Annotated in this window: 22 protein-coding genes; 7 read left to right on the top strand and 15 right to left on the bottom strand. The window is 72.0% G+C overall.

All coding sequences use genetic code 11. The features are described 5' to 3' along the window. Nucleotides 1-65 precede the first annotated feature (65 nt). Both UA75_RS10190 and UA75_RS10185 read right to left on the bottom strand, forming a co-directional pair. Nucleotides 66-1,622, bottom strand: coding sequence for an acyltransferase family protein (locus UA75_RS10190; protein WP_157434094.1), 1,557 nt, complete (start codon nucleotides 1,620-1,622; stop codon nucleotides 66-68). After that, nucleotides 1,609-2,910, bottom strand: a complete 1,302-nt coding sequence (locus tag UA75_RS10185) for an alpha/beta hydrolase (RefSeq protein WP_075740028.1) — start codon at nucleotides 2,908-2,910, stop codon at nucleotides 1,609-1,611. Before UA75_RS10185 ends, UA75_RS10190 begins: the two co-directional genes overlap by 14 nt. A 186-nt stretch (nucleotides 2,911-3,096) precedes the next feature. Between UA75_RS10185 and UA75_RS34905 the strand changes: the two genes are divergently transcribed. Next, nucleotides 3,097-3,231, top strand: coding sequence for a hypothetical protein (locus UA75_RS34905; RefSeq protein ID WP_257787505.1), 135 nt, complete (start codon nucleotides 3,097-3,099; stop codon nucleotides 3,229-3,231). A 106-nt stretch (nucleotides 3,232-3,337) separates the two neighbouring features. Here UA75_RS34905 and UA75_RS10180 read toward each other — a convergent pair whose 3' ends face one another. From UA75_RS10180 to UA75_RS10170, 3 genes are read right to left on the bottom strand one after another with little or no spacing between them, the layout of a single operon-like run. Next, nucleotides 3,338-4,333: a phytoene/squalene synthase family protein gene (locus UA75_RS10180; protein WP_075740027.1), complete on the bottom strand. Its 996-nt coding sequence runs from the start codon at nucleotides 4,331-4,333 to the stop codon at nucleotides 3,338-3,340. After that, complete coding sequence (gene crtI / locus UA75_RS10175; protein WP_083683085.1) at nucleotides 4,330-5,904, bottom strand: phytoene desaturase family protein; 1,575 nt, start codon at nucleotides 5,902-5,904, stop codon at nucleotides 4,330-4,332. Before crtI ends, UA75_RS10180 begins: the two co-directional genes overlap by 4 nt. Beyond that, complete coding sequence (locus UA75_RS10170) at nucleotides 5,897-7,063, bottom strand: polyprenyl synthetase family protein (protein ID WP_083683084.1); 1,167 nt, start codon at nucleotides 7,061-7,063, stop codon at nucleotides 5,897-5,899. The genes crtI and UA75_RS10170 overlap by 8 nt, the downstream gene beginning before the upstream one ends. A gap of 890 nt (nucleotides 7,064-7,953) precedes the next feature. Here UA75_RS10170 and UA75_RS31685 point away from each other — a divergent pair. Continuing rightward, nucleotides 7,954-8,838 carry a hypothetical protein gene (locus tag UA75_RS31685; protein WP_075740025.1) on the top strand — a complete coding sequence of 295 codons (885 nt, stop codon included), beginning with the start codon at nucleotides 7,954-7,956 and terminating at the stop codon, nucleotides 8,836-8,838. Between the two features lie 174 nt (nucleotides 8,839-9,012). Here UA75_RS31685 and UA75_RS10155 read toward each other — a convergent pair whose 3' ends face one another. Together UA75_RS10155 and UA75_RS10150 are read right to left on the bottom strand one after the other, a co-directional pair. Next, complete coding sequence (locus UA75_RS10155) at nucleotides 9,013-9,624, bottom strand: GNAT family N-acetyltransferase (protein ID WP_075740024.1); 612 nt, start codon at nucleotides 9,622-9,624, stop codon at nucleotides 9,013-9,015. 92 nt (nucleotides 9,625-9,716) lie between these two features. Continuing rightward, nucleotides 9,717-10,199: an Lrp/AsnC family transcriptional regulator gene (locus UA75_RS10150; protein WP_075740023.1), complete on the bottom strand. Its 483-nt coding sequence runs from the start codon at nucleotides 10,197-10,199 to the stop codon at nucleotides 9,717-9,719. Between the two features lie 104 nt (nucleotides 10,200-10,303). Between UA75_RS10150 and UA75_RS10145 the strand changes: the two genes are divergently transcribed. Beyond that, on the top strand, nucleotides 10,304-10,987 hold the full coding sequence (locus UA75_RS10145) for a LysE family translocator (protein WP_198042981.1): 684 nt from the start codon (nucleotides 10,304-10,306) through the stop codon (nucleotides 10,985-10,987). 279 nt (nucleotides 10,988-11,266) lie between these two features. Then, on the top strand, nucleotides 11,267-11,797 hold the full coding sequence (gene lspA, locus UA75_RS10140) for a signal peptidase II (RefSeq protein WP_232237709.1): 531 nt from the start codon (nucleotides 11,267-11,269) through the stop codon (nucleotides 11,795-11,797). Nucleotides 11,798-12,279: 482 nt separating this feature from the next. Here lspA and UA75_RS10130 read toward each other — a convergent pair whose 3' ends face one another. Continuing rightward, the gene (locus UA75_RS10130) at nucleotides 12,280-12,969 is read right to left on the bottom strand and encodes a FadR/GntR family transcriptional regulator (RefSeq protein WP_075740021.1); all 690 of its coding nucleotides are present in this window, start codon (nucleotides 12,967-12,969) and stop codon (nucleotides 12,280-12,282) included. A 98-nt stretch (nucleotides 12,970-13,067) separates the two neighbouring features. Between UA75_RS10130 and UA75_RS10125 the strand changes: the two genes are divergently transcribed. From UA75_RS10125 to UA75_RS10115, 3 genes are all read left to right on the top strand, one after another. Beyond that, the gene (locus UA75_RS10125) at nucleotides 13,068-14,666 is read left to right on the top strand and encodes an MFS transporter (RefSeq protein ID WP_083683080.1); all 1,599 of its coding nucleotides are present in this window, start codon (nucleotides 13,068-13,070) and stop codon (nucleotides 14,664-14,666) included. Then, complete coding sequence (locus UA75_RS10120) at nucleotides 14,663-15,619, top strand: dihydrodipicolinate synthase family protein (RefSeq protein ID WP_075740020.1); 957 nt, start codon at nucleotides 14,663-14,665, stop codon at nucleotides 15,617-15,619. The genes UA75_RS10125 and UA75_RS10120 overlap by 4 nt, the downstream gene beginning before the upstream one ends. Nucleotides 15,620-16,190: 571 nt before the next feature. Beyond that, nucleotides 16,191-19,589, top strand: coding sequence for a phosphodiester glycosidase family protein (locus tag UA75_RS10115; protein ID WP_075743636.1), 3,399 nt, complete (start codon nucleotides 16,191-16,193; stop codon nucleotides 19,587-19,589). Between the two features lie 115 nt (nucleotides 19,590-19,704). Here the strand turns inward: UA75_RS10115 and UA75_RS10110 are convergent, their stop codons facing one another. From UA75_RS10110 to UA75_RS10080, 7 genes are all read right to left on the bottom strand, one after another. Beyond that, nucleotides 19,705-20,055 carry a hypothetical protein gene (locus tag UA75_RS10110; protein WP_075740019.1) on the bottom strand — a complete coding sequence of 117 codons (351 nt, stop codon included), beginning with the start codon at nucleotides 20,053-20,055 and terminating at the stop codon, nucleotides 19,705-19,707. Beyond that, on the bottom strand, nucleotides 20,052-20,840 hold the full coding sequence (locus UA75_RS31675; protein WP_083683079.1) for a hypothetical protein: 789 nt from the start codon (nucleotides 20,838-20,840) through the stop codon (nucleotides 20,052-20,054). The genes UA75_RS10110 and UA75_RS31675 overlap by 4 nt, the downstream gene beginning before the upstream one ends. Nucleotides 20,841-20,998: 158 nt before the next feature. Next, nucleotides 20,999-22,417 carry a ribosome biogenesis GTPase Der gene (der, locus tag UA75_RS10100; RefSeq protein WP_083683078.1) on the bottom strand — a complete coding sequence of 473 codons (1,419 nt, stop codon included), beginning with the start codon at nucleotides 22,415-22,417 and terminating at the stop codon, nucleotides 20,999-21,001. Continuing rightward, on the bottom strand, nucleotides 22,414-23,136 hold the full coding sequence (locus tag UA75_RS10095) for a lysophospholipid acyltransferase family protein (RefSeq protein ID WP_075743634.1): 723 nt from the start codon (nucleotides 23,134-23,136) through the stop codon (nucleotides 22,414-22,416). The genes der and UA75_RS10095 overlap by 4 nt, the downstream gene beginning before the upstream one ends. After that, nucleotides 23,133-23,858 (bottom strand): (d)CMP kinase, encoded by a 726-nt coding sequence (gene cmk, locus UA75_RS10090; protein WP_075740018.1) that lies wholly within the window; start codon nucleotides 23,856-23,858, stop codon nucleotides 23,133-23,135. Before cmk ends, UA75_RS10095 begins: the two co-directional genes overlap by 4 nt. Nucleotides 23,859-24,691: 833 nt before the next feature. After that, complete coding sequence (gene lgt, locus UA75_RS10085; RefSeq protein WP_083690664.1) at nucleotides 24,692-25,855, bottom strand: prolipoprotein diacylglyceryl transferase; 1,164 nt, start codon at nucleotides 25,853-25,855, stop codon at nucleotides 24,692-24,694. A gap of 77 nt (nucleotides 25,856-25,932) precedes the next feature. Beyond that, entirely contained in the window at nucleotides 25,933-26,490 is a 558-nt protein-coding gene (locus UA75_RS10080) for a Uma2 family endonuclease (RefSeq protein WP_075740017.1), read from the bottom strand. Nucleotides 26,491-26,619 lie beyond the last annotated feature (129 nt).

Raw genomic sequence — 26,619 nt, 5'->3', positions numbered from 1 at the left:
TGCGGCACCGCACATCCGGCGGGCCCGGTGACCACGCGCTCTCGATCCGACGGCGCGGCGCAGACTCACGCCTCCGGGCGGACGGACGCTCCGGCCTGCTCGGTGTGCAGCACGCGAGGTGCGCTGCGCTGCTCCCAACGGCGGAACAGCAGGATCAACAGCGCCAGCACCGCCGCGCACACCGGGAACACGGCGATCCGGCCCGCCAGCCACGCCGCGTCGACGGGCACCCCGTCGAGGGCGGGCAGGCGCAGGCCCAGCGCGTGGGTGCCGAGCTGGGTCGTCAGCAGGGCCGTCTGGTGCCAGAGGTAGACGGTCATCGCCACCAGATTCAGCAGGACCACCGACGCCCAGAGCATCGGCCGCCGCAGCAGTCGGGCAAGCCGCTCATACAGCAGCAGGGCCACACCCAGCTGCGCCACGGCCATGGCGGGCACCAGCAGCGACGGCGGCCCCATGTTGGACCGATCAGCGCCCGTCACGCCCGTCATGCTCGCCGGATAGTCCGCGAGCAGGATCAGCACCGCGCAGGCCAGCACGCCCGCGATCAGCATCCGCAGTCCGGCCGCCGTCGACAGCCTGCCCTGGGCGAACGCGATCCCGAGCAGATAGGGCACCAGCCACGCCGCGATCAGGTTCGGGGTCCCCACCGAGGCGGGGACCTCCCACCACGGCCCGTACCGCAGGACGTCCAGCACCAGGACCACGACGGCGGGGCCCAGCGCCGCCCAGGCGCCCCAGCGGCGGACCGCCGTCGCCGCGAGCGGGGTGAGCGCGGTCAACCCCAGATAGACCGGCAGGAACCACAAGGGGCTCACCACGAACAGGCCGACCGTGTACAGGTCCGTGCCCGACCAGCCCGCCGCCGCCAGCCCGCCGAGGCCACCGGCCACCAGCACCGCCAACAGCACCACGGGTCGAAGCATCCGATGCAGGCGGCCGAGCAGCCAGCCCGGATAAGCGCTCCGGAGCGGCGATCCCGGCTCGACTCGATCCCATCCGCCGAGGCAGGCCCGTCCCCGAGTCCTCGCGGCGCGGTGGCGCGGCGCGGCGCGGCCCGCCGCTGTAGCCACTGAGCGGCCCGCCGCTGTACCCACCGAGCGGCCCGCCGCTGTACCCACCGAGCGGCCCGCCGCTGTACCCACCGAGCGGCCCGCCGCTGTACCCACCGAGCGGCCCGCCGCTGTACCCACTGAGCGGCCCGCCGCTCGGTGCAGACTGCGCGCGTTCGCCCAGCCGCCCGCGAAGAAGAACAGGCCGAGCAGCTGGAACACCCAGGTCAGCGGGGCGAGCGCGGGCATGTGCTGCAACGGGCTGGCGATGTGCGGGCCGTTCTCGTCGAACACGACCACGCTGACCAGCCAGTGCCCGAGCACGACACCGACGATGGCCAGCGCGCGCAGGGCGTCGATCACGCGGTCCCGTTCCGGCGATGTCGCGGCGTCGATCGCCTCGGCCCTCCTGCGCAGCATCGGCCCGCGCGGCCGTCCCCGGCCGGGGTGCGAGCCGGACCGCTGCCGCGCCGCCGGATGCGGCGGGGCGATCGGCGGCGCGGCCGAGTAAGCGAGACGATCGGAACGCAACGGCCGCAACGAAGCGGCGGTCTGATCAGATCTGGGCATCGGTCCACGTCCTGTTCGACGGCGAGTACGGCTCGGCGGCGAGGCCGAGCGAGATGCGGGTGAACCAGCGGGCGGCGTCGCTGTCGCCCCGGAGGTAGCCGTCGTGGCCCGCGACGCGCGCGGCCGGGACTCGCCGGGCGCCGAAGGCCGCCGACGACGGGTCGCGACCGTGTCCGAAGCCGAGCAGGCGGACGTTGGGGACATGTCGAATCCAGTCCTGCGGCCCGCGCGCGGCCCAGACGCGAGCGTCGGTGTTCAACTCGTCCGCCGAGTCCACGCCGACGCCGGGGCTGCCGAAGAAGACGACGTCCTGCACCGGGAGGCCTGCGGCGGCCCGGCCGCACACCACCGATCCGTAGCTGTGGCAGAACAGTGCGAGCCGCAGGGGCGGTGCGGCCGCCCCCGACGTGTTCGCCGAGTCTGCTGCGAGGCGAACGGCAGAAGGGCGAGCAGACGCTGTCGGGGCGGCCGGTCGGCCGGGCGTCGACGCGCTGTCCTCGCCGCCCTCCGCCGTCCCGTCCAGCGCCGCCCGCGCGGCGTGCAGACCCTCGACGAGCCTGTTCAGCAGCACCGCCCCGGCCTCGGCATGAGTCGCGGTCGCGGCGCCGACGCCCAGGGCCTGCGGGGTGTCGTAGCCCGCCCAGGCGATCACCGCCGTCGCCGGTTCCGTCGTCAGCGCACGCTGCGCCGCGTACAGGGCGGCGCCCATCTCCCCCGGCGTGCCGACGTGGTCGGAACGGGGATCGAAGGAGCGCAGGGTGATGCCCGTGCCGGGGACCATGACGGCGACGTGCTCGGCGCGTTCCAGGTCACCGTGCACCTCGGCATAGCGACCCCGACCGCGCGGGTCGAACACGAGGATCGGTCTGCCGTCCCTGGCGAGACGCCCGTAGACGGCCGCCAGGTGCCGCGCCGAGTCCCTGGCAGGCCCGTACTCCTCGACATCGGCCGCGACCGCACGCAGCCTGCTTCGCTCCTGCGCGAGCGCCCGCCGATTCGCCGCGTACCGCAGTGTGGCGGGCGCGCCGTCGAGATTGCCGACGACGAAGGGAAATCTCTCGGCGAGCTCCTCGGCCTGCTGCGGGCGCAGACTCGCGAAGAACTCGGCGACGACCCTCGGGTCGGCCGACTCGGGATCCGGTGTCGCCACTCCGTCGACGACCTGTCGCGACCATTCCGCTGCCCCCGTCAGCGGCTGCAGCGGTGCCGGCCCCGTCGCCGAGCCCGCGCACCACGGCAGCAGCAGGGCGAGGACCAGCGTCACCACACCAGCGCGTGCGTTTCTCATGATCTTCCCCGTGCCGATCGTCCGTGCCGCATTCGCAACCTTCTGACAAGGGAAAATCTAGGAATCTCGCGGTGCGATGACCATGGCGACAGCCAGTCGGAAGCCCTGGTGGCCTGCCCCCGTGCCGGGGTGGGGCCAGGTGTAGTAACGGGGTGGTGTCGCCGGCCGGATCAGCGGTGCGGACACGTGGCGGGGCTCGCTCCGAACGCGGTCCACCACGGGTCGGGGCTGGTGGGCGGCGGGGACTTGTGGGCGGCTCCGGACATCCAGGACGGGCGGGCCGAGTACCGGCAGGATCGTCAGGCGGGCGCGGGCGCCTGAGCCCGTCTTCGGCGGACGCAGCTCGCGCGGGCTCGGCACAGGCCTCGACAGGCGACGGCCCAGCCCACCCGGACCGTCGGCGACGCCCGCGCAGAACGCGGAGTGGTCAGGCCCGCCGTGCTCCCGGCAGCGGCGTCTCCGATCGCTCGGTTCCCGGCGTCCGGCGCAGGCGATCTGCTGCCTTGGACCGCATCCGCCTGCCGAGGCTGTGCAGGACCGCCGGTGCGACCACGGCGAGTCGTCTGCTGCGGGGGACGACGGCGCGATGCAGGAGGACGTCGACGTCGGAGTCCTCGATCTCGTCGAGGATGCCCTGGTAGAGGACGGCGGCGGTGGCGACACAGGGCCGTGCGTCCGGCGCGAGCATCGGGATGCCCGGCAGCGCCCGCCGATACACCGCTCGATTGCGGGCGATGAAGTGCGCCAGCGCCCGCCGCACTCGCGGGTCCGGTCGCCCGAGTCGCCTACACCAGAGGAGCCGGTCTCGGTCGACGCCGAAGGCGGCCAGCTCGTCCAGCGGCAGGTAGAGCCTGCCCCGGTCGAGGTCCTCGCCGACGTCGCGGAGGAAGTTGGTCAGTTGGAACGCCTCGCCGAGTGCGGCGGCATGGCGGGCCGCCGCGCCGCGCGCCCCGACGGTGCCGAACACCGGGAGCAGTTGGAGGCCGATCACCTCGGCGGAGCCCCGGACGTACACGGCCAGGTCGGCGGCGCTGGCGTACTCGGTGACCGTCAGGTCCATGCGCATCGAGACGAGGAAGTCGGTGATCAGGTGGTGCTCGATGCCGTAACGGGTGACGGTGTCGACCACCGCGGCCAGGATCGGATGGCCGCTGCGTCCGGCGGCCAGCTCGGCGGCGGTCTGGTCGGCCACCAGGTGCAGCCGGGCCGTGGGATCGACCGTTCCTGGTTCGTCGACGATGTCGTCCACCCAGCGGGCGAAGCCGTAGAGGGCGTGCACGGCGGGCCGCTGGTCGGGACGCAGCAGCCGGGTGGCAAGGAAGTAGGTGCGACCGTGGCGGGCGTTGAGCGCCCGGCACCGTGCATAGGAGTTCCGCAGCACGGCGCCCCGGATTCCCGCCGCGTCCAGTTCGGCCCGGCTCATCGCCCGTGCGTCCGTCCTTGCCTGCTGCGGCCGGGACCCGCCGGGATGCCCGTGACGCGCGCGGCGGCGAGCTTGCCCGAGATCAGCGCGGTCGGCACGCCGACGCCGGGGGTCGTCCCGGAGCCCGCCAGCGCCACGTTGACCGTGCCCGCCACCCGATTGCCCGGCCGAAACGGACCGGTCTGGCTCAGCGTGTGCGCGAGAGAGAACGGCGTGCCCGCGCCGTGCCCGCCCTCGGCCCAGTCGCGCGGGGTGACCAGATGGTTCAGGTCGATGTCCGGCTCGCCGATGAGCAGGCCGCGCCGGGTCGCCACCGCGATCAGCTCGTCACGGTAGGCCGGGCCGATCCTGGCCCAGTCCTGGCGGCCGACGGCCAGGTTCGGGGCGGGCGCCAACAGGTACAACAGCTCACGGCCGTCCGGGGCCAGCGTCGGATCGGTCACCGTGGGCCGGGTGACCAGCAACGACGGGTCCGACATCAGCCGCCCCTCGTCGATGATCTCGCGGAAGGTTCGGCGCCAGGCCCCGCCGAAGGAGATGACGTGGTGGGCGGGGTCCGCCTGCGCCCCGCTCGCGACCCCTAGGTGCAGGACGACGGCGGAGGGCGACCAACGCAACGGCACGAGCCGACGCGGTGTCCGGCCGAGCAGGCGGTAGGCGACGGGCAGGTCGGGGGTGAGCACGACCGCATCACACTCGATCCGCTCCTGATCGGTGTGCACGGCACGCACCCGGTCGCCGACCCGCTCGAGTCGACGCACCGGACTGTCGTAGCGGAACTCGGCGCCGTGTGCGGCGGCGGCGTCGGCGAGGGCACGGGGCAGGGCCCGCATGCCGCCCTTCGGGAACCACACGCCGCCGACGGTGTCCAGATAGGCGATCACGCCGTAGGCGGCCATGGCGCGCTGCGGCGACAGACCCGCGTACAGCGCCTGGAAGGAGAACACCCGCCGCAGCCGCTCATCCCGCAGGTGCCTGCCCACCGCAGGTCCGAGCCTGCCGAGGCCGCCGAGCGCGACGAGCCGGGCCGCCGCCGGGTGCATCAGGTCCAGCGGCGAGCCCAGGTTCGCGGCGATGAACCGGTCGAACTGCGCCTCGTAGAGTTCGGTCAGCCACCGTCGCAGTCGCCGGTAGCCCGCCGCCTCCCGAGGCCCGGCGAACCGGCGGACCTCTGCCTCCATCGCCGCCGCGTCGGAGTGCACGGCCAGTGCGCTGCCGTCGGCGAAGCGTGCCTGGTAGGCCGGGTGCAGTGGCACCAGGTCGAGTCGGTCGGCCAGTGACTCGCCCACGGCGCCGAGTGCGTCGGCGACGACCTCGGGCATGGTCAGCACGGTGGGTCCGGTGTCCACCCGATAGCCCGCCGCGTCCAGCAGGCCCGCCCTGCCTCCCGGGTGACTCGCGGACTCGACGACGGTGACCCGGCGGCCCGCGCCGAGCAGGTGCAGCGCGGCGGACAGCCCGGCGAGCCCGGCGCCGACGACCACGACATGGTCGGTCCGCCCGCTCATCCCACGCTCCGGACGCAGGGTGCCTGCCCAGCCTCGGCGGCGACGGTGGGCAGGCTCAGACATCACGACGGATCATCGCGTCGGCCAGGGTGCGCAGCCGGGCGGCGGCCGGTTCCGGCAGGTCGACGGTCGACAGCCGCTCCACCGCCGAGGCGGCGAGCGACTCGATGCGTCGCTCCACGAGGTCCACCGCGCCCGACTCGACGAGCAGGCTCCTGACCTCGACAAGTCGTTGCGGCGAGAGGTCGGCGTCGCCGAGCGCGGCACGCAGCGTCGCACCGGAGCCGGGACGGCCCTCGGCATCGGCGAGCCGCAGCGCCTCGTTGACCAGCACGGTGTGCTTGCCCTCGCGGATGTCGTCGCCTGCGGGCTTTCCGGTGGTCTCGGGCTCGCCGAAGACGCCGAGCAGGTCGTCTCGGAGCTGGAACGCGATGCCGAGATCGGCGCCGTACTCATGGAGCGCGGTCGTCACGTCGTGGCCCGCGCCGCCCAGCAGCGCACCGAGGCGCAGCGGCTGCTGCACGGTGTAGCCCGCCGTCTTGAGCAGGTTCACCCGCAGCGCGGCCTCGATCGACTCGCTGCCCGCCGCCTGAGTACGCAGGTCGAGGAACTGTCCCGCCATCATCTCGGTGCGCATGGCCCGCCACGCGGCGCCCGCGCGGTGCAGCAGTTCGTGCGGCACCCCGGACTGGTGCAGCATGTCGTCGGCCCAGCACAGCGCCAGGTCGCCGACCAGGACGGCCACCGACCGGCCGAAGTTCGCACCGTCGCCGCGCATCCCGGCGTCCCGGTGCATCGACTCCATGGCCACGTGCACGGCGGGCCGCCCACGGCGGACGTCGGAGCCGTCCATCACGTCGTCGTGCACCAGCGCGCAGGCGTGCACCAGCTCCACCGCGCTGACGGCGCGCAGCACCGCGTCGGCCTCGGCCCCGGTCGCGGCGCCGCCTGCCGCCCGCCAGCCCCACCACGCGAACAGCGGGCGGATTCGCTTGCCGCCGTCGCGGACGAAGGAGACGAGCGGGTCGACCAGCTCCACGGTGAAGTCGTCGTCGAGGGCGAGCGACTCGGCTCGACGGGCGGCCAGGTAGCGAGCCAGATGGCCGTCGACGGCACGGACCACCTCGGCGTCGCCTGCCCGGAACACCGGCTCGGGTGTCGTCGAGCCCTCGGGTCCGCCCAGCTCGGCGCTCGTGGCCGCGTGGTCACCGGTTCGAGTCATGCCACGTCTCCTCGTGACCTGGGGGTGGTGTCGGCACGGGCCGTGCGGCACGGACCGACGCCGTCGCACGCCTGCCTCCGTGACACGGCCACGCAGCGTGCCCCCGCTCTCGGGGTGCGCGCCGCCGCCCGAGAGGCTGGCGAGCCGGACCATCACAGGGTAGTTCCGGGAAATCACCGGCTCGGACCGCCCGCGTCCTAGGGACTCTCGGCTGGATCACCGAGCGGATCGGGTGGAGGCGAGGCGACGGGGAGCCCGGCGGGACGGCTGGTTCCGGTCTTCGCGTAGCAGGTGTCGATGCCGCGCCACTGCTCGCGACGGTTCATGCACCGCTTGATGATGTGGCGCTGCCCGCTGGCCTGACGGGCGAAGGCCTCCGGCCGCCGGCTGGGCTGACTGCGTCGCGGCCGGTGTCCATGCTGATCCGCCTGGACCGACGTCCGGCTGCGGCGCTTGCGCACGTGGTCGCGGATCATGCGGGACGAATTCGCTTCGTCGGCCGGGACACCTCCGGTCTGGTGCGCGGACGGCCACGCCGCCGGGCACGCGCGGGCGGGCCGGGACGGCACGTGCGGCGGGTGCGGCGGGTGCGTCAGCGGCAGAGCGGCAGCCGGGCGGCTGTGGGGGGCGCAACGGCTGCCAGCACGACGAGCAGGGCCCATCGCCTGCATCGTCGTCTAGGTCCGCCCCGGTGATCTTGGCGAGAAGCCCGGGGTCGGCACGATTCGGCCCGAGGCGGTGCACCCGGAGCCCGCCGCGTCGCATCGGCCCGGTCGGATCGGGTCGAGGCGGAGGCAGGTCGAGCCGGAGGCAGGTCGAGCCGCTGTCCTAGGCTGGGCGCGACGCCGTCGGCCCGGTTCGTCGTCGGCCGCCTGAAGTGGGAGTGCCCGGTGTCCTACCGTTTCGCCGTCGAGCGGACCGATCACGCCGACCTGGCGAGCGGATCGGTGCTGCGCTCGGCGCCCGGTTTTCCCGCCTTCCCGGTCCGGCCGGCCGTCGAGCTGTTCGCCAGGGCACGGGCGTGGCTCCCGGATCGGCGCGAGCTGACCCTGTGGGACCCGTTGTGCGGCAGCGGATACCTGCTCACCGTCCTCGGGCTGTTGTACCGCCGCGAACTGGGCACGGTGCTCGCCTCCGATATCGATCCCCGAGCCTGCGAACTGGCGACCGAGAACCTGGCCATGCTGAGCACGGCGGGGCTGCGGGCCCGCGCGACGCGGCTGCGGGAGCTGGCCGGGCAGTTCGACAAGCCCTCCTATGCCGAGGCCGCCGAGGCCGCAGGCAGGCTGGACGGCCTGCTCCGGGTGGGCGGCGGCGACCTGCCCGCCCTCATCCGCCGCACCGACGCGACGGACCCGGCCGAGACGCAGGCGGCAGTGGCGGGACTTCCCCCGGTCGACCTGGTGATCACGGACCTGCCCTACGGCGAGCAGACCGACTGGCAGGGGCGAGCCGAAGCGACGGACCCGACGGCTGCGGGGCCTGCCTCCGAGGACTCGGCCGCCCATGGTCTGCACAGCCCCGGCTCGCGCAGCCCCGGCCCGCACCGCGCCGGCGGCACCGCCGAGAATCCGGCCGCTGCGGAGGCGACCAGGGCGGCTCGAGTCACGACGCTGCTGCGCGCGCTGCGCCCTGCGCTGCCCCCGGCGGCCGTGATCGTCCTCGTCGACCGTTCCCGCCGGGTGGCACTGCCCGCCGGGCTGCGGCCGCTGGAGCGCGTTCGGATCGGCGCCCGCTCCTCGGTGTTGCTCCGAGCGGGCGATCTCCCCGACTGATCGCCGACGCCCGTTCCGACGCCCGTTCCGACGCCCGTTCCGACGCCCGTTCCGACGCCCGTTCCGACGCCCGTTCCGACGCCCGTTCCGACGCCCGTTCCGACGCCCGTTCCGACGCCCGTTCCGACGCCCGTTCCGACGCCCGTTCCGACGCCCGTTCCGCGCCGCCGCGCGTCACGCGACCGGCGGCGCGGCCGTCGCCTCTTCGGCGCGGTCGGGGTCGGCGGGCGGTTCGGGCCGGCGGGGGTGAATCAGCAGGGCGGCCGTCTTGTCCGGCAGGGTGATCTCGCCGTGGTCGACGAAGCCCGCCGCGAGGAAGGCACGAACGGAGGCCGGGTTGGCGACGTCGGGTTCGGCGACCACTCGGTCACAGGCCGGGTCGGCCCGCAGCAGTCCGCGCGCGACCGCGCCGAGCAGCGCCCGGCCCAGTCCGCGCCCGGTGGCGAGCCGGTCGCCGATCGCGACGTGCACCCCGAGGTCGTGGGGCTGTACCGGATAACACGCGGCCAGCCGATCTCGGCTCGCCCGGTAGACCTCCAGGTAGGCCAGCGGACTTCCCTCGTACAGCAGGAACACCGGGCGGGAGTGGTCACCCGCAGACTGCGCGGCCAACTCCTCGCGCCAGCGTTCCCTCGGCCAGTCCTGGTGCCAGAACGCCGCCACGTGGTCGCGGTTCATCCAGTCGTGGACCAGGTCCAGGTCGGGTCCCTCGGCTCGTGCCCAGCGGGCCTCCCATGGCGCGTCGAGCTGCGGCAGCGGCGGCGGTCCGACCTCGATCCGGCTCATCCGGCTCCTTCTGACGAGGACGGCACGACGGCCGTCACGACGGGGTCAGGCCATGATCCCCACATCCCGGTCCCGCCGGGGGGTGCGGTGCGTCACGCCGATCCGGCAGGCGGCAGCAGCGGACCGCCGGACCACTGTTGAAAGATCAGGGTGGTCTGCACGCGGGAGACCTCGTCACGGGAGGCGAACTCGTCGAGCACCAGGCGTTGCAGGTCGGCGGCGCCTGCCGTGGAGACGTGGACGAGATAGTCGTCGGGACCCGCCAGGTTGTAGAGCGCCCTGGTCTCGGGCAGGCCGAGCACGTGTGAGACGAAGGGCTCGACCAGCTCACGTCGATGCGGCTGGATGCGCAGGGAGATCAGCGCGTCCAGGGGCCTGCCCAGCCGCTCCGGGTCCACGCGGATCGTCTGGCCGAGGATGACGCCGATCGAGCGCAGCCGCGCGACGCGATCCAGGCAGGTCGACGGCGCGACGCGCACGGCGGCGGCCAGTTCCTTGTTCGCCATCCGTGCGTCGTTCTGCAACAGACGGAGAATCTCAAGATCAATCGAATCCAATTCGGCAGCATCTGACATTCGGCGAATAGTAGACGGACTTCGATCCATTCTCCCGAATATCAGTCAGGATCTCCCCGGCGCATCGAATCCGCGACGCCAGCATCGACCGGGGAGCGTCCGTCGTGCCGGAAGGCATCTCGCTGTTCATCATGATCACCGCGATCACCATCGTCGTACCGGGACCGGACTTCGTGCTGGTCACCCGCAACACGCTGCTGCTCGGCCGCCGGGCAGGTTATCTCACCGCCGCAGGCATCGCGGCGGGCCTGACCCTGTACTCGCTGCTCGCGGTGGTCGGCCTGACGACGTTGATCGCCGCGCACGAGGGGATGCTCACGGCGCTGCGCCTCGCAGGCGGCGGCTATCTCGCGTTCCTCGGCTGGCAGGCACTGCGGTCGTGGTGGCGTGGCCGGGCGAACCGGGGGACGCTCGACGAGCCCGGTGCCGTTCCGGCCGAGACTCTGCCCGCCCACGGCACCAGGCGCACGGCAGCGCGTTCCGGCATCCGACTCCCCGCACCGCTGGTACAGGGCGTACTGAACAACCTGTTGAATCCCAAGGCCCTCGTCTTCTACCTGACCCTGCTGCCGCAGTTCATCCAGCCTGCGGGGTCGGTGGTCGGGCAGACGCTGCTGCTGAGCGGGATCGCGACGCTGCTGGCCACCCTGTGGTGGCTGGCCTATGTCACGGCCGTCGGACGACTCGCCCCCGTGCTGCGCAGGCGTTCCGTGCGCGACGGACTCGATCTCGGCACCGGCATGCTGCTCGGCGGATTCGGCGTGGTCCTCGCCGTCGGAGCCCTGTGAGTCAGGGGCCCCACCGGGTCGGCTCCGGCGTGATCGGAGCCGAGGTCACGATGGCGCAGCGCATCGTCGATCCGCGCATCGTCGACCGGTCGTCCGCCTCGCGGGCGGGCACCACCACCGCGATCACGGTCCCCGCCTGCCAGGCTTGCCAAGGAGCCGTAGGGAGCCGCGACGGGACCTCGCGCGGCGCCATCCTTCGCGACGCCGCTACTGCAATTACCGAGCCCTGGTGACGAAGCCCGCTCCGCAGACGAGGGGCCGATGGGTAAAGTCCCTCGGGTGACCACCGCCGCATCCGCCCCCGCCGCCGAGACGGTGGTCCGGCCCGCCCGTGTCCGTCTGGTGATCGCTGCGATCGCGGCGACGCTGGCCGCGATCGACCTCTTCGTCAAGCACCTCGTCGAGCAAGCCCACCCGGCCGGTCCCGATCTCGGCATCCTCAGCATGCGGCTGGCCTACAACCCCGGCATCTCCTTCAGCATGGGCGCCTCGCTGCCTGCGTGGGTGGTCATCGCCGTCACCGGCGCGGTGACGCTGGGCATCGCCGTCTATGCGTGGCGCACGGCTCCCGAGGTGCCGAACTCGGCGCGGCTGGCCTTAGCCATGATCCTCGCAGGCGCAACGGGGAACCTCATCGACCGCATCGACGACGGGGCGGTCACCGACTACCTGCACACCGGCTGGTTCCCGACGTTCAACATCGCCGACGCGCTGCTGACCTGTGGCGTCGTCCTGCTGATTTTGGTCACGCTGCTGACCGAGTACCGCCCCGCCACCAGGCCGGAACCTCAGGACGAGCCCGCGAGCTGACGTCGGCCCGGCCCGTCTCGGGGCGCGAACGGAGACGCTGCGTGGCTGCGGACGGATGCGGGACGCGCACCCGGTCTCGGCCGAGCGATCGGCGGTGATGCGGACCACGGCGCGAACATCCACCGCGCGATCAACCTCGCACCGGCCGACGCGACCCCGACCTCGCCGATAGCCGAGGGCGCAGTCGTCGACGGCGCCTGACTTCGAGGGTGCCGCACAGGGGATGTCGAGCCGGCCCGCGCGACGCCGACCGGGCGCACCACCGGCACGATCGTCGATCCCGGCAACACCAGGCGGGCGTGATCGCGCCGCCTGACCAGGGCGGCGAGCACCGTGAGAACGGCGAGAACGGCGAGTGCGGTGAACGTGTGAATGACCATGACACGACTATCGAACACAAGTTCGATTCGAGCAAGATATCGATCGAGTGGAGTGTGGTTCGCACGGCCCTGACCCCGGACTCACCCCGACTCCCGAGGGACTCAGTCGGCGTCCGCGCTCTGCCGGATCAACCGCGCCACCCGCTCCTCGATGTCCACGAAATGCGCGCCGAGGGCGTCGCGGGCGGCGACCGGATCGCCCGCCCGCACGGCCTCGACGATCGTCCGATGCTCGTGGCAGATCTCGGCGCGGCCGGGCCTCGGCGGGTCGAGTTCGGCCTCCACGCGGTGGTAGACCGTCCAGAACAGACCGATCAGCTCCAGGGCGATCTCGTTGTCCAGCGGCCGGAACAGCGTCTCGTGGAACCGCTGATCGGTCTCGACGAGATCGCCGGACTCCATCGCCGCCACCAGCGCATCCAGTTCGCCGACCAGGTCCTCGTCGGCGCGGGCCACCACGGCCTCGACCAGCGACATCTCCAGGACCCGCCGGACCTCCATCAGATCCCGCAGCACCGAGGCGTCGTGCCGCATCGACTGGCGGGCGCGGAACAGCAGGCCGGGAGTGAAGGCGGTGATCGGCGCCGCGCCCACGAAGGTGCCGTAACCGTGCCTGATGTCGACGATGCCCAGGGTGCTCAGTGCCCGCAGTGACTCCCGCACCGAGTTGCGCCCCACGCCGAGTTCGTCGACGAGCTGGTTCTCGGTGGGCAGCGGGGAGCCCGGTGTCAGTCCACTGTCGATGATGAGATCGATGATCCGGTCTTGCAGCCGCCGGCCGTTCGCAGTCACGCGCCATCCCTCTTGCCACGGGTGTGGGCACCACAGTACCTTGCCCAGACATCCCACCTCCCAGGTGGGATGTCTGCCAGCGGAGCAAGGAGGCTCTGATGGATCCGCAGCACACTCGCGGCCGTCCCCGGTGGTATCACCAGCTCACGAGGAAAGACTGGAAGGCGTTCTTCGCCGCATGGCTCGGCTATGCGATGGACGGCTTCGACTTCGTCCTCATCGCACTGGTACTCACCGAGGTCGCGGCCGAGTTCGAACTGTCCACCGTCGAGGCGGCGAGCCTGATCTCGGCGGCGTTCATCTCCCGGTGGTTCGGCGGGCTGGCCCTCGGTGCGATCGGCGACCGCTACGGACGACGGCCCGCGATGGTGTTGAGCATCGTGCTCTACTCCGTCGGCACCTTCGCCTGCGGACTCGCCTGGGGCTACTGGCCGCTGTTCGTGGCGCGGCTCGTCGTCGGCATGGGCATGGCGGGCGAGTACAGCGCCAGCGCCACCTACGTGATCGAGAGCTGGCCGCGCGCCCTGCGCAACCGCGCCAGCGGCTTCCTCATCTCGGGCTTCTCGCTCGGCGGGGTGCTCGCGGCGCAGGCCTACCGCTTCATCGTGCCCGAGTTCGGCTGGCGCGCGCTGTTCCTGCTCGGCCTGCTGCCGATCCTGCTGGCACTCTGGCTGCGCCGGAGTCTTCCGGAGACGCCGGACTGGCAGCATCAGGCCGAGAGACGCGACGGAACCGGCGAACGCGACTTCGTCAGCGTCCTGTACGGCGGCCGGAACAGGCTGATCAACATCGTGCTGACGATCGCGGTGTCGCTCGCGCTGTTCTTCCTGTTCACCGGCGGCGCGACGGGCGTGCTCACGTGGGTGTCGATCGCCGTGACCGTCGCGGGTCTGGGCGCCTTCACCATCCAGTTCGCGGGCTCACGCAGCCCGATGATGCTGACGCTGATCGTCGTGGTCTTCTGCGCGTTCCTGTACTCGTGGCCGATCCAGGCCCTGTTGCCGACCTATCTCAAGACCGACCTCGGCTATGACCCCGCCCAGGTCAGCGAGGTCCTGTTCTTCGCGGGCTTCGGCACGGCGGTGGGCTGCTGTCTCGCGGGCTTCGTCGGCGACTGGCTGGGCACCCGTCGCGCCTACAGCCTGACGCTGCTCGCCTCGCTGCTGTTCATCCTCCCGGTGTTCGCCATCGGCGGGGATCAACTACTGCTGCTCGGGGTGCTGCTGTTCTGTCAGCAGGCGCTGGGCCAGGGCATCTCCGGAATCCTGCCGAAGCTGGTCAGCGGCTACTTCGACACCAGCACCCGTGCGGGCGGGCTGGGCTTCACCTACAACGTCGGGGCGCTGGGCGGCGCCGTGGCGCCGATCCTCGGTGCGCAGATCGCCGAGCGGACCAGCCTGGCGACCGCCCTCGGCGGCCTGGCGTTCAGCCTGACGCTCGTGGTGATCGTGCTCATCGCGGTGGACGCCCCCGCCCGAGTGCAGCGGCTCTTCGGCGACGACTCCGCGGCCGTCGACCTCACCGTCGCCGAGGACCAGATCGCGCCGGAACTCCGAACTCCCGCAGGCCGGAGCGCCGACTCGGCGGCGGACGACGCCGAAGGGGCCGACGGCCCCGACGACGCAGGCGCGGCCGGACCCGCCGCGCCGCAGGACACGACCGAACCAGACTCGCCGACCGGAGGCCGAACCTCATGAGCAAGCCGACCACCGCAGCCCGACCGCTCGTCGACGGGGGCGTGGTGCCCCCGCTGTGCACGCCGCTGACGCCGGATCAGGAACTCGACGTCGATTCGCTCGAACGGCTGGTCGCCCATCTGCTGGACGCGGGCGTCCTCGGCCTGTTCGTCGGCGGCTCCACGGGGGAGGCCGCCTACCTGCCGGACGAGCTGCGCAGACGCACCCTGGAGGTGGTGGTCGGCGCGGCCGCCGGGCAGGTGCCGGTGCTCGCGGGCGTCGTCGACATGTCCACCCCTCGGGTCCTCGACCACGCCCGCGCGGCGGCGGCGCTGGGCGCCGACGGCCTGGTGGCGACGGTGCCCTTCTACTCCCCCACTCATCCGGTGGAGATCCGCAGGCACTTCCGGACGATTCGGGCCGAGGTCGACCTGCCGCTGATCGGCTATGACATCCCCAGCGCCGTGCACACCAAACTCGACGCGGCGACGGTAGGCGAGCTGGCGGCGGAGGGCACTCTCGACGGGTTGAAGGACTCCAGCGGGGACCTCGACGGTCTGCGCGCCGTGCTCGACCTCGTCGGCGACATCCCCGGCTTCCGGGTCTTCAGCGGCTCCGAGACCGTGGCCGATCTGGGGCTGCGCTGCGGCGCGGCGGGTCTGGTGCCAGGACTGGGCAATGTGGACCCGCACGGCTACGTCCGGCTGCACCGGGCGGCGGCGGCAGGCGACTGGGACGAGGCGCTGCGCGAGCAGCAGCGGCTGCGTGCGCTGTTCGGTCTGATCGGGGTCGCGCCTGCCGATCGGATGGGCCGCTACTCCTCGGCGATCGGCGCGTTCAAGGCCGCGCTCGTCCTGCGCGGGGTGATCCGGCACGGCACCACCAGCCTGCCCATGGTTCCGCTGGACTCTGCCGAGATCGCCGCGGTCGGCGAACACCTCTCCCGAGCGGGCCTCTCCCTCGCTGGGAGCTGACGCCGGGGACCTCTCTCGGCGAGTGCAGGCCCGGCGCCCTCGCTACCGAACGCTGATCGCCGAGCCCCCGATCGCCGAGAGCGACGGGCCGCAGAGCGCACCGTACGGCAGGCGGTCCGCGGCCCTGTCGTCCACAGTGGTCGGCGGGCGGCGGTGGATTCATCGCCGCCGCCCGCACTGCGTTCACCTTGGCGACTCCTCGTCTCGACTGCCTTCCGGCGCGCGCTTCCCCCGATGAGCGGAGTCGCTGGCGGCGGCCGTTCGACCAGAGTGAAAGGCGAGATCGTCCACTGTTCCCGCCCTGGTCACGTCCGAGACAGGCCCCGGTCGCCTCGGTCGACTGTGCTCGGCGGTCGCAGCACCGGTTCGGCGTGAAGGGGAGGACATGCGGCGACGAGTCGACGCAAGGGGCAGCACGGACACGGCGGAGTCGGACGGAGCCGACGGAGCCAGACCCTCGGACGGGTCCGGCAGCCCGCGAAGACCGGACGGCAGCGATTCGGCAGGAGTACGCCGCACCTCGGACGCCATCGGGGCGGCCCTACGCAGCAGGCAGGCGCCCGAGGCCCCGATGCCCCGGTCGGCAGGTCGCGCGCGCCGAGGCGTCGGGATCACCGCCGTCTCCGCGCTGCTGCTGCTCGCGGCGAGCACCGGAGCGGGTGCGGTGGACGGCACGGCCGTCGCGCCGCCCGTGGAGGACGCACCCGCCGCGTCCTCGTCCGGTGAGTCCGCGCTGCGGACGTCGATCGACCCGACCGCCACCCCGCAATCGGGCTTCACCACCGACAGCGTGACCACCCAGGTCGCCCCCGGCATCGAACTCACCGAGTTCGACCGCTTCGACCCGGCCGGGTGGATTCGCGGCGACGTGCTGACCGCCGAGCTGTCCGAGACGAGCCTGGAGCCCGTCTACCTGCACCCCGGCACCGTGGCGGACCGGACTCCGCTGTCCGAGCAGCTCGCCGAGGCGGGCGCGGTGGCCGGGGTCAACGGAGACTTCTTCGACATCAACGCGACCGGTGCGCCGTTGGGCGTCGGCATCGACGACGGCGAGCTGCGCCATGCCCCGGCGGCGGGCCACAACCTCACGGCGGCATTCACCGAGGACCGCAGGGCCGCCCTCACCGAGGTGTTCCTCGCGGCTCGCCTCACGCTGCCCGACGGCACGGTGCTGACGGGCAGCAACCTGAACTCGCCTGTGATCGCCCGGGACGGCATCGGCGTGTTCACCCCGGCATGGGGCTCGACCAGCCGCGTCACGGCGACGTCGGGAGCGGCCGAGGTGCGCGAGGTGGAACTGGTCGACGGCCGGGTGTCCGCGATCCGCACGGCGCCCGGCGACGGGCCGATCGCCGAGGGCACCCAGATCCTGCTCGCCAGGGACGCGGGTGCCACGGCGCTCGACGCGCTGGTCGAGGGCGATGCGGTGGAGGTCGGCCTGGCGCCCCGCGCCGACGCGGCCGAGATCGCCGTCGCGGTGGGCGGCAACCGGGTCCTGGTCCGCGACGGAGAGGTGCAGCCGGTCGACAACGTCGCAGCGCACCCTCGGACCGCCGTGGGCTTCTCCGAGGACGGCTCCCGCTTCTGGCTCGTCAGCGTCGACGGTCGGCAGTCGACCAGCCGAGGCATGACCGAGCTGGAGCTGGCGCACCACCTGCACTCCCTCGGCGCGCACGAGGCGCTGAACCTCGACGGCGGCGGCTCCTCCACGCTGCTGGCCAGGAAGGTCGGCGACGCCGAGGCGGCGGTGCACAACTCGCCCTCCGACGGCGGTGAGCGGCTGGTGCCCAACGGACTGGGCCTGCGCACTGCCGAGGGCAGCGGACGGCTGACCGGCTACCGCGTCGAACCCGCCGTGGCCGGGCCGGACTCCCATCGGGTGCTGGCGGGCCTGAGCAGGCGGCTCGACGCCCTCGGGCACGACGAGAGCGGCGCCCCGGTGGAGGCGACGCCCCGCTGGCGGGTGCACCGGCCGGGCAACGGCCGGGTGACCGACGGGGTGTTCGTCGCGCGCGACCGCGCCGACCGGATCGGCGAGACGACGACCGTGACCGCCGCGACGGGCAGGCTCCAGGGCACCACCGAGCTGGACGTGCTGGGCAGGCCGGTGCGGCTGCGGGGCGACGTCGGCCAGGTGGCGCTGTCCGGGGCCGAGGTCACCAGCCAGGTTCGCGTGCTCGGCAGCGACGCCGACGGGTTCAGCACCTGGGTGGAACCGGATGACCTGCGACTCGACTTCGATGCGGACGTGGTGCGGGTCGAGCCTGCCGACGACGGATTCGCCGTCACCGCGCTGGTCGACTCCGGCTCGACGGTGATCACCGCGACCGCAGGCGACCTCACGGCCCGGATCGGCGTCACGGTCGGCACCGAACAGCAGGTGCTCGACCCGCTGGACTCGCTCGACGGCTGGCAGGCCTCGGCCTTCCCCGCCGTCGTCGGCTCGGCCGTCTCACTCGCCGACGGCCGCGACGACACGCAGGGCGTGGCCCTGGACTACCGGCTGACCGGCACCACCGCGACCCGCGCCGCCTACGTCAACGCGGTACCGCAGACGCCGCTGCCCGAGGGCACGCAGCGCATCGGCCTCTGGGTCAACGGCGACGGCAACGGCGCGTGGCTGCGGCTGGAACTGCGCGACGGCGCGGACTCCCCCGCCGTGCTGGGCCTGGCCGCTTCGGTGGACTGGACGGGCTGGCGGTATGTCGAGACCGAGCTGCCCGCCGGGCTGGCGGCCCCCGTGCGACTCCAGCGTTTCTATCTGGTGGAGACCGACCGCGATCGGCAGTACGAGGGCCGGGTCGTGTTCGACGACCTGACCGCCGCCGTCTCCCCGGTGGCCGACGTGCCGCCCGAGCCGGTCTCCCCGGACGCCGCCGTCGTGGTCGACGACGTGCTGGCCCCCGAGCGGGGAGCCCTGCGGGTCGCCGTGGTCAGCGACGCCCAGTTCACCGCCGACGACCCGGCGGGCCCGCTGGTCGCCCAGGCTCGCCGGACGCTGCAAGAGGCCCTCGCGGCGGAGCCCGATCTCGTCCTGATCAACGGCGACCTGGTCGACCGGGGCACGGCGCCCGACTTCGAGCTGGCCCGTGCGGTGCTGGACGAGGAGCTGGGCGAGCAGGTCCCCTGGTACTACCTGCCCGGCAATCACGAGGTGTCCGGCCCCGGTGACACCTCCGAGTTCGAGGCCGTGTTCGGGGAGACTTCTCAGCGAGTGGACCACGACGGGATCCGGCTGATCCTGCTGGACAGCTCGCGCGGCACCCTGCGCGGCGGCGGGTTCGATCAGATCGAGATGCTGCGCGCCGAACTGGACGCGGCCGAGGAGGACAGGTCCGTCAAGGGCGTGCTCGTCGCGCTGCACCATCCGACCGACGACCCCGGCACGGCCGGAAACTCCCAGCTCGGCGACCAACGCGAAGCCGAGCTGCTCCTGGACTGGCTGAGCGAGTTCGAGGACGCCGCAGGCAAGCCGACGGCGCTGGTGGCCTCCCACGCGGGCCGGTTCCACGCCGATCGAGTGGACGGAGTGCCGAGGCTGGTTAACGGCAACGCCGGCAAGTCGCCGTCGGGTCCCGTCGATCAGGGCGGGTTCACCGGCTGGAGCCTGGTGCAGATGCGGCCTGCCGATCGCGACGAGGCGGTCCGCTTCGAGCTGCGCCCACATGTCGACGAGCTGGTGCTGACCGCGCCGGAACGCATCGGCAGGGACGACAGCGAGACCGTGACGACGCTGGTCCGGCAGGAGGATCGCGAGGTGCCGGTGGCCTATCCGGTCAGCGCGGACTGGTCGGGCTCGCGGAGCCTGCACATCGTCGAGTCGGACCGACCGAAGGACCGGCCTCGGCCGTGGCACGTCGCGTCCTTCGACCCGGCGACCGGCACGCTGGCGGGCCTCCGACGCGGTGAGGTCGAGCTGTCGGTGACGGTCAACGGCGTCACGGAGACGGTGGACGTCAGCGTCCGCTGACGGTTTTCAGAGCCGGGAGGCGGCGGGCGAGCGCCGCCGCCTCCCGGGCGCGGTCCGTGTCCGGGAAAGCTGAATCACCTCTGCACCGTCATGACTCGTCCCCGCGTCACCGCGTTTAGAACACGCACGTGCCATCCTGAAAATAGCCGTCGGCCTGATAATCCACGCTCGTAACGACGGGGGATTCCCGCTTGATGCGGGCAGCGAGTTCCTTGCCCTTCTCGATCCAGGCATGTCGATGCTGCGGGGAAGGGAACCCGGAGTCCTGCGGGACGGCGAGATTGAAGGTGCCCTGCAGTTCCTCATCCCACTCATGAAGCTCACGAGTCAGATCATCACTAAATCCGAAGTACTCGGCTGCCTCGTCTATCGTGTGATTGTGGAAGTCGCCGTCCTGCGCGTCGAAGTACATGGGGTCTTGGTCGTACCCGGCCAGTATCGCAAGTTCCACCGCCGTCGAGGTCATGAGAGCTTTCTCTTCCTGCTGATCGGGTGCGCTGTCACGATGAAGCCGTTGTCGCCTATCGTGATGGCGATGCGGATGCTCCCGCCGTGAATCTCGATCTCGTACACCTCCGCAGCCTTATGCTTTCCCACGAACCGGCCGCGGCGGAGGCAGCGGAACACGACGTCGATGATCTCATGTTCCGGTATCGCCGCGTCGGCGAACTCCTTTCGGCGCTTCGGTCGAAGGATGTGTGCTTGTCCGGCGTGGTCAGGATCTCCGGTTTCCAACCACACCAGATGGCCGCATCGGTGACGGATCATCCTGACGATCCTCGCGGGACTGATCTTGGTTCCGCCGCGTTTCAGCTCGGTGATCCACTCCGCATAACGCACTTCTGGATCACTCGAGGACACGTCTGCCGACGGGTTCGGGTCAACGGGCCAGGAGGCTGAGGGGCCCGCCGGTCCGGCAGGCGAAACGCCTGGGGGCGACGTCTCGGCGTCGCCGATCCCGTGCCCGGCGATATGTCTGCAGTAGCCGTCGATGATCTCCTGCGCCCCGCCGCGCAGGGCGCGGGCGGCGCGGACGTCCTCGGTGGACCGGACGGCGAGCTGGTTGATCTGTGCGACTTCGGGTTGTGTCGAGCCGTGGGTGGCGGCGGAGAAGACGACCGCGCCGTCGGCAATGGCGGCATCGGCCTGGATGGTGGCCTGGCGTGCCTGGGTGAGCAGGGCGTGGGCCCGGTGGAGCCGGCCACGATATCGGTGACCGACACTGCGCGAATCCTTACCTTCCGTGTTCACCCATGGTGTCGGAACAGCGTTCCGTAGTCGAGCGAATACTCACCGAGGAAGGTGGTCAGGCGGGCAGGCCCGCCGGCCAGAATTCGACGTGATCACCCCGAGCCGGGCGAGACCTGGTTCGCGTCTGCCCAGCCCGGGTCGTCACCGGCAGGCTGTCGTCAGGGCTTGCGCTGGCCCCGCTTCTCCCTGACCCGGATCGAGAAGCGGATCGGGCTGCCAGCGAAGCCGAAGGTCTCCCGGAATCGACGCTCCAGGAAGCGTCGGTAGCCCGCCTCCAGGAAGCCGGTGGTGAACAGCACCACCGTCGGCGGCCGGGTCTGCGCCTGCGTGGCGAAGAGGACCCTGGGCTGCTTGCCGCCCCGAACCGGCGGCGGGGTGGCCTGGATCAGCTCGTTCAGCCAGGCGTTGAGCTGCCCGGTGGGCACCCTGGTGTCCCAGGAGTCCAGGGCCTTGCGCAGCGCGGGCGCCAGTTTCGCCACCGCGCGGCCGGTCCTGGCCGAGACGTTGACGTGTTCGGCCCAGGGCACCCGGACCAGGCCTCGGTCGAGTTCCCTGGTGAGCTGAGTGCGGCGGTCCTCGTCCACGAGGTCCCACTTGTTGAAGGCCAGTACCAGCGCCCGGCCCGCCTCCACGATGTCGGTGATGACCCGGAGGTCCTGCTCGGTGATCGGCTCGCTGGCGTCCAGCAGCACCGCGACCACCTCGGCGGCCTCGATGGCCGCCTTGGTCCGCAGCGAGGCGTAGTACTCGGTGCCGCTCGCGGTGTTGACCCGCTTGCGCAGGCCCGCCGTGTCGACGAACTTCCAGATCTCGCCGTCCAGCTCGATCAGCTCGTCGACCGGATCGACCGTCGTGCCCGCGACCGAGTCGACGACCACCCGCTGCTCGCCCGCCAGCTTGTTGAGCAGGCTCGACTTGCCGACGTTGGGCTTGCCGACCAGCGCGACCCGCCGGGGCCCGCCGCCGCCGTGGCCGACGAGGTCTCGCGGCGACTCCGGCAGCGCCGCCAGCACGGCGTCGAGCAGGTCACCGGAGCCCCGGCCGTGCAGACCGCTGACGGGCAGCGGCTCGCCGAGTCCGAGCGACCAGAGCTGATGCACCTCGGCCATGGCCCGCTCGCTGTCGACCTTGTTGGCGGCGACCAGCACGGGCCGATCCGAGCGGCGCAGCACCCTGGCCACGGCGTCGTCGGTGGCCGTCGCGCCGACGGTGGCGTCGACCACCAGCAGCACGGCGTCGGAAGCGCTCATCGCCAGCTCCGCCTGGGCGGCGACCGCCCCCTGAAGGCCGGTGGCGTCGGGTTCCCAGCCGCCGGTGTCCACGACCGTGAACTTCCGGCCGTTCCACAGCGCGTCATAGGCGACGCGGTCCCTGGTCACGCCGGGGATGTCCTGCACCACCGCCTCTCGGCGGCCCAGGATGCGGTTCACCAGCGTCGACTTGCCGACGTTCGGCCGCCCCACCACCGCGAGCACGGGTTGCGGCAGCGCCGCCTCCTCCGAGCCCTCCACCATTTCACCGTCGGCCGACAGCTCCCACTCGGCCTCATCGGTCCAGCTCCCGTTCAGGCCGGTCACGTGTTCTCTCCCTTGTCTCCGCCGGGCGAGCCCGATTCGGCGAGCAGTCGCCGATCGAGTTCGCGCACCAGCTCCGCGAGTTCGCCCTGCACCCGCGCTGTCGCCTCGTGAAGGGCCGCGCGCCCCCGTCCCGAGGGCACGGTGAAGGCTTCCCCGAACAATACGTCCACCCTGGGCCGGAACCTGCGGCCGGACTCCGCTGGGCGGCGGGTGCCACGGCAGGCCACCGGCAGAACGAGTGCGTCGGAGGACCTGGCCAACCAGGCGGCGCCGTTGTGCGCCCCCGACACGTCGCCGCTGCCCCTGGTCCCCTCGGGGAACACCGCGACCAGCCCGCCTGCACGCAGGGCCCGGACCGAGGCCAGCAGCGGCACCCGATCGGCCTCGCCTCGGCGGACGGGAAGCTGCCCCATCCGCCGCAGCGCCCAGCCCATCGGCCCCCGGAACATCTCGTGCTTGATCAGGAACACGCACTGCCGCCGGACCAGGCCGAACAGCAGCGGCCCGTCGATCAGCGAACTGTGGTTGGCGACCAGGACCACCGGGCCTCGGCGCGGCAGCTGGTCGCGTCCGTGGACCCGGACGCGGAAGAAGACCCGGCCGATCGTCGTGCCGATCCAGCGGCCCACCCGGTTCATCGCCCGCCAGGAACCCTCCGGCAGCGCCGAGACCGCCGGGCTCGACGACTCGGAGTCGGCCGTCGAGGAGCGGGCGGTCATCGGGGGCTCCGTGGTCTCGTGACGGCGAGGCCGCTCTCGACGACGAGGCGGGACAGCTCCGCCAGCACCCCGGCCACGTCCAGGTGGGTCGTGTCCACTTCGACGGCGTCGGTGCCGCGCCGCAGCGGCGAGACGGCCCGGCTCGAGTCGAACTCGTCCCGTCTGCGCACGTCGGCGTGGGTCTCGTCGATCGACACCCGTCTGCCCTGGGCGCTGTCCTGGGCGCTGCGACGCCGGGCCCTGACCTCGGCGTCGGCGGTCAGGTAGACCTTGAGGCCCGCCTCGGGGGCCACGACCTCGCCGATGTCCCGCCCCTCGACGACGATGCCGACGTCGACACCGCGTGCCTCGGCGATGACCGCCTGCTGCTGGGCCACCAGGAGCCCGCGCACCTCGGGCACGGCCGCGACCGCCGAGACCGCCTGCGTCACCGGCTCGCCCCTGATCTCGGCGGCGACGTCCTCGCCGTCGAGCCGGATCTCGGGCCGCTCCGGATCGGTGCCCACACTCAGCCGTGCCTCGGCGGCGACCCTGGCGACCGAAGGGGCGTCCGCCGGATCGGTCCCCGACCGCAGCACCGCCAGCGTCACGGCCCGATACATCGCGCCGGTGTCCAGGTAGCGCGCCCGCAGGCCGAAGGCCAGCCGACGCGAGACGGTGGACTTCCCCGTCCCCGACGGCCCGTCCATCGCGACGATCCCGCGCAACTCAGCGCCCTCCACCGTGCCTCCGTTCGGCCGTGCCTCTGCCTCGCCGCGCCCCGATCGGGGGACACCGCATGTCCGGCGTCCATTCTGCCCGCTCGGGTCGGATGCTCCGAGGGCGGTCGCGCGAGGAATGTGGGCGAGATCCCGGCGGGCCTCGGGCGCCTGCTGGCCGCCCTGGGCGGTCGGCTCTGCTCGGGGGGACGGTGATCAGGGTCGTTCTACCCTGAGCTGCTCCCGGTGAGTGACGTGGCGTCTCGGGGCACGCAGGTCCCGTTATCCGGCTCGCGCGTACGGCAACCCCTGCTTGGGCGGGGAGGACCCGGTCTTCTCAATTGATGACCACGCCCATCGCGGCTCACCCCCGCCTACGCGGGGAGGACGACGAGTCCGCCGCCATGAGGCGATCCAGGATCGGCTCACCCCCGCCTACGCGGGGAGGACCCCCGCACCCCCGATTCCGGGGTGCGGGGGGCGGCTCACCCCCGCCTACGCGGGGAGGACGCATCCAGGGCCGCCGTGGGCCAGTTCAGATACGGCTCACCCCCGCCTACGCGGGGAGGACCCCTTCGCGACCTGGGGCTTCAGAAGGGCGTTATCCTTTTGTGATTTATTCTTGCAGCCTTGACTGGGCACACGGCGTCACCATATCTCAGCGCCGAGTAGCGCTCGTCTGAGTGCCGCCGCATGGGGTCGACCTCGGCAGCGGGCATCGGCGGCCCGCCAGAGACCTCGGCTCCGCAGCCGCCCGGAAGCGGACCGCTCCAAACGCCGCGAATCCCCCCGATGAACAAGACTGCCCGCCGCGCAAGAGCGCGGCGGGCAGTCCCCAAGTCAGTCAGCCGACCGGTTCAGTCACCGCCGCCACCGCCGCCGTCCGACCCGGAACCCGAGTCCGACGAGGACGAAGACGACGAAGAGCCGGAAGAGACCCCGGCATCGGCGGTCGAGGAGACGCTCACCTCGGCACGGCTCCCCGAGGACCCCGAGGAGTCCGAAGCATCCGGCCCCGAGGCACCCCGTTCAGAGGACGCACCGCCGGCGTCTCGCCGGTCGCCCGCCCCGGCGTCGGTCGCAGCCGCACCACCGGCGACCGCCGTGCCGCCGCCACCGTCGGAGTCACCGCCCGTGGCCCCCGTGGAGCCGTCGCGATCGGGGTTCGTGCCCCGCGCCAGTGCCGGGTCCTCCCGGCCGCGCCGCGCGAGGATCAGATAGGCCACCGCGCCGAGGAAGACCAGGCCCGAGGTGAACACGTTGATGCGTTGACCGAAGATCATCGTCGCCTGATCGGTTCGCATCAGCTCGATCCAGAACCGGCCGAGGGTGTAACCGGCGACGTAGAGCGCGAAGACCCGGCCGTGGCCCAGCCGGAATCGGCGGTCCGCCCAGATGAGCAGCAGCACGACGCCGAGGTTCCACAGCAGCTCGTACAGAAAGGTCGGGTGGACCACCGCGATGGGCGTGTGATCAACGGCGATGCCGTTGACCTGGTCCTCCAACCCGGTCGCCGGATCGATCCGCTGGTACAGCTCCAGGCCCCAGGGCAGATCGGTCGGCCCGCCGTAGAGCTCCTGGTTGAACCAGTTCCCGAGCCTGCCGATGGCCTGCGCCAGGATGATGCCCGGTGCCAGCGCGTCGGCCATCATCGGCAGCGGGATGCCCCTGCGTCGACAGGCGATCCAGGCGCCGACCCCGCCCAGGGCGATGGCGCCCCAGATGCCGAGACCGCCGTTCCAGATGGCGAAGATGTCCAGCGGGTTGCGGCCCTCGCCGAAGTACAGGTGGTAATCGGTGGCGACGTGGTACAGCCTGCCGCCGATGAGCCCGAACGGAACCGCGAAGACGGCGACGTCCAAGACGGTGCCCTGCTCCCCGCCTCGGGCCGCCCACCGCCGCTCACCCCACCAGATCGCCGCGACGATCCCGATCAGGATGCAGATCGCGTAGGCCCGAAGGGACAGCGGTCCGATGCGCCAGACACCCTGATCTGGACTCGGAATGCTCGCCAGGAACATGGTTACGGTACCGGTCACGCCGTCACACTATCCGGCACTCTCGGGAATGCCCACGCATGGTCGCCCGGCGACGGGACTCAATTGAGGTCGAGCCGCACCGGAAAGGGTCGCTCGAGGTCCAGGTGGCCGTCTCTACTGCGCGCCGTCTCCTGGAACTCGCCGCCGATCAATTCGAAGACGGTCATCGTCACCGACTGCGCCATCGGCGTCACCAGCAGTAGGAACGGGATGCCCGCGTGCGCGTAGAGCTGCTTCTTCAGCGCCCGGTCGAACATCTTCGACGCGGGCGAGGACACCTCGACGACCAGCACCAGGTCCGCCGCGTCGAGATAGAGACCGTCGCGATCCGGCACGCTGGTGATGGCGAGGTCGGGAATGAGCAGCCGTCCGCTGTCCAGCAGCACGCTGATCCGGGGCAGCGACTCGTACTCCGGCGGAACGGCGGCGAGGAAGGACATCTGAAGCCGTTGCAGAATCCGCTGATGGGTTCGGCCTGCCACCGGGCTCACGACCAACGCGCCGTCGACGAGCTCGATGCGCTGCCCGTGATCCTCGGGAAGCTGGAGCACCGCCGCCGCAGTCCAGGGACCGGCGTGGGCGAAGATGTTGGTGCTGGGTTCTGCTGGTGCCACCATGACCGGGGGCCTCCTCCAGGGTCGGCGGCACCACCCTGGCACGGGTTCCGACTGATCCTCTTCTGCACACGCGGAGCGTACCGTCAAACACACAGAGTAGTGAATTCCGCGATCCGGCCCGGCGAAGTC

This window comes from Actinoalloteichus sp. GBA129-24 (assembly GCF_001941645.1).
GTDB classification, from domain to species: Bacteria; Actinomycetota; Actinomycetes; order Mycobacteriales; family Pseudonocardiaceae; genus Actinoalloteichus_A; species Actinoalloteichus_A fjordicus.
Note: the sequence above shows the minus strand (reverse complement) of the source record. Positions and strands in the feature narration are given on the sequence as shown.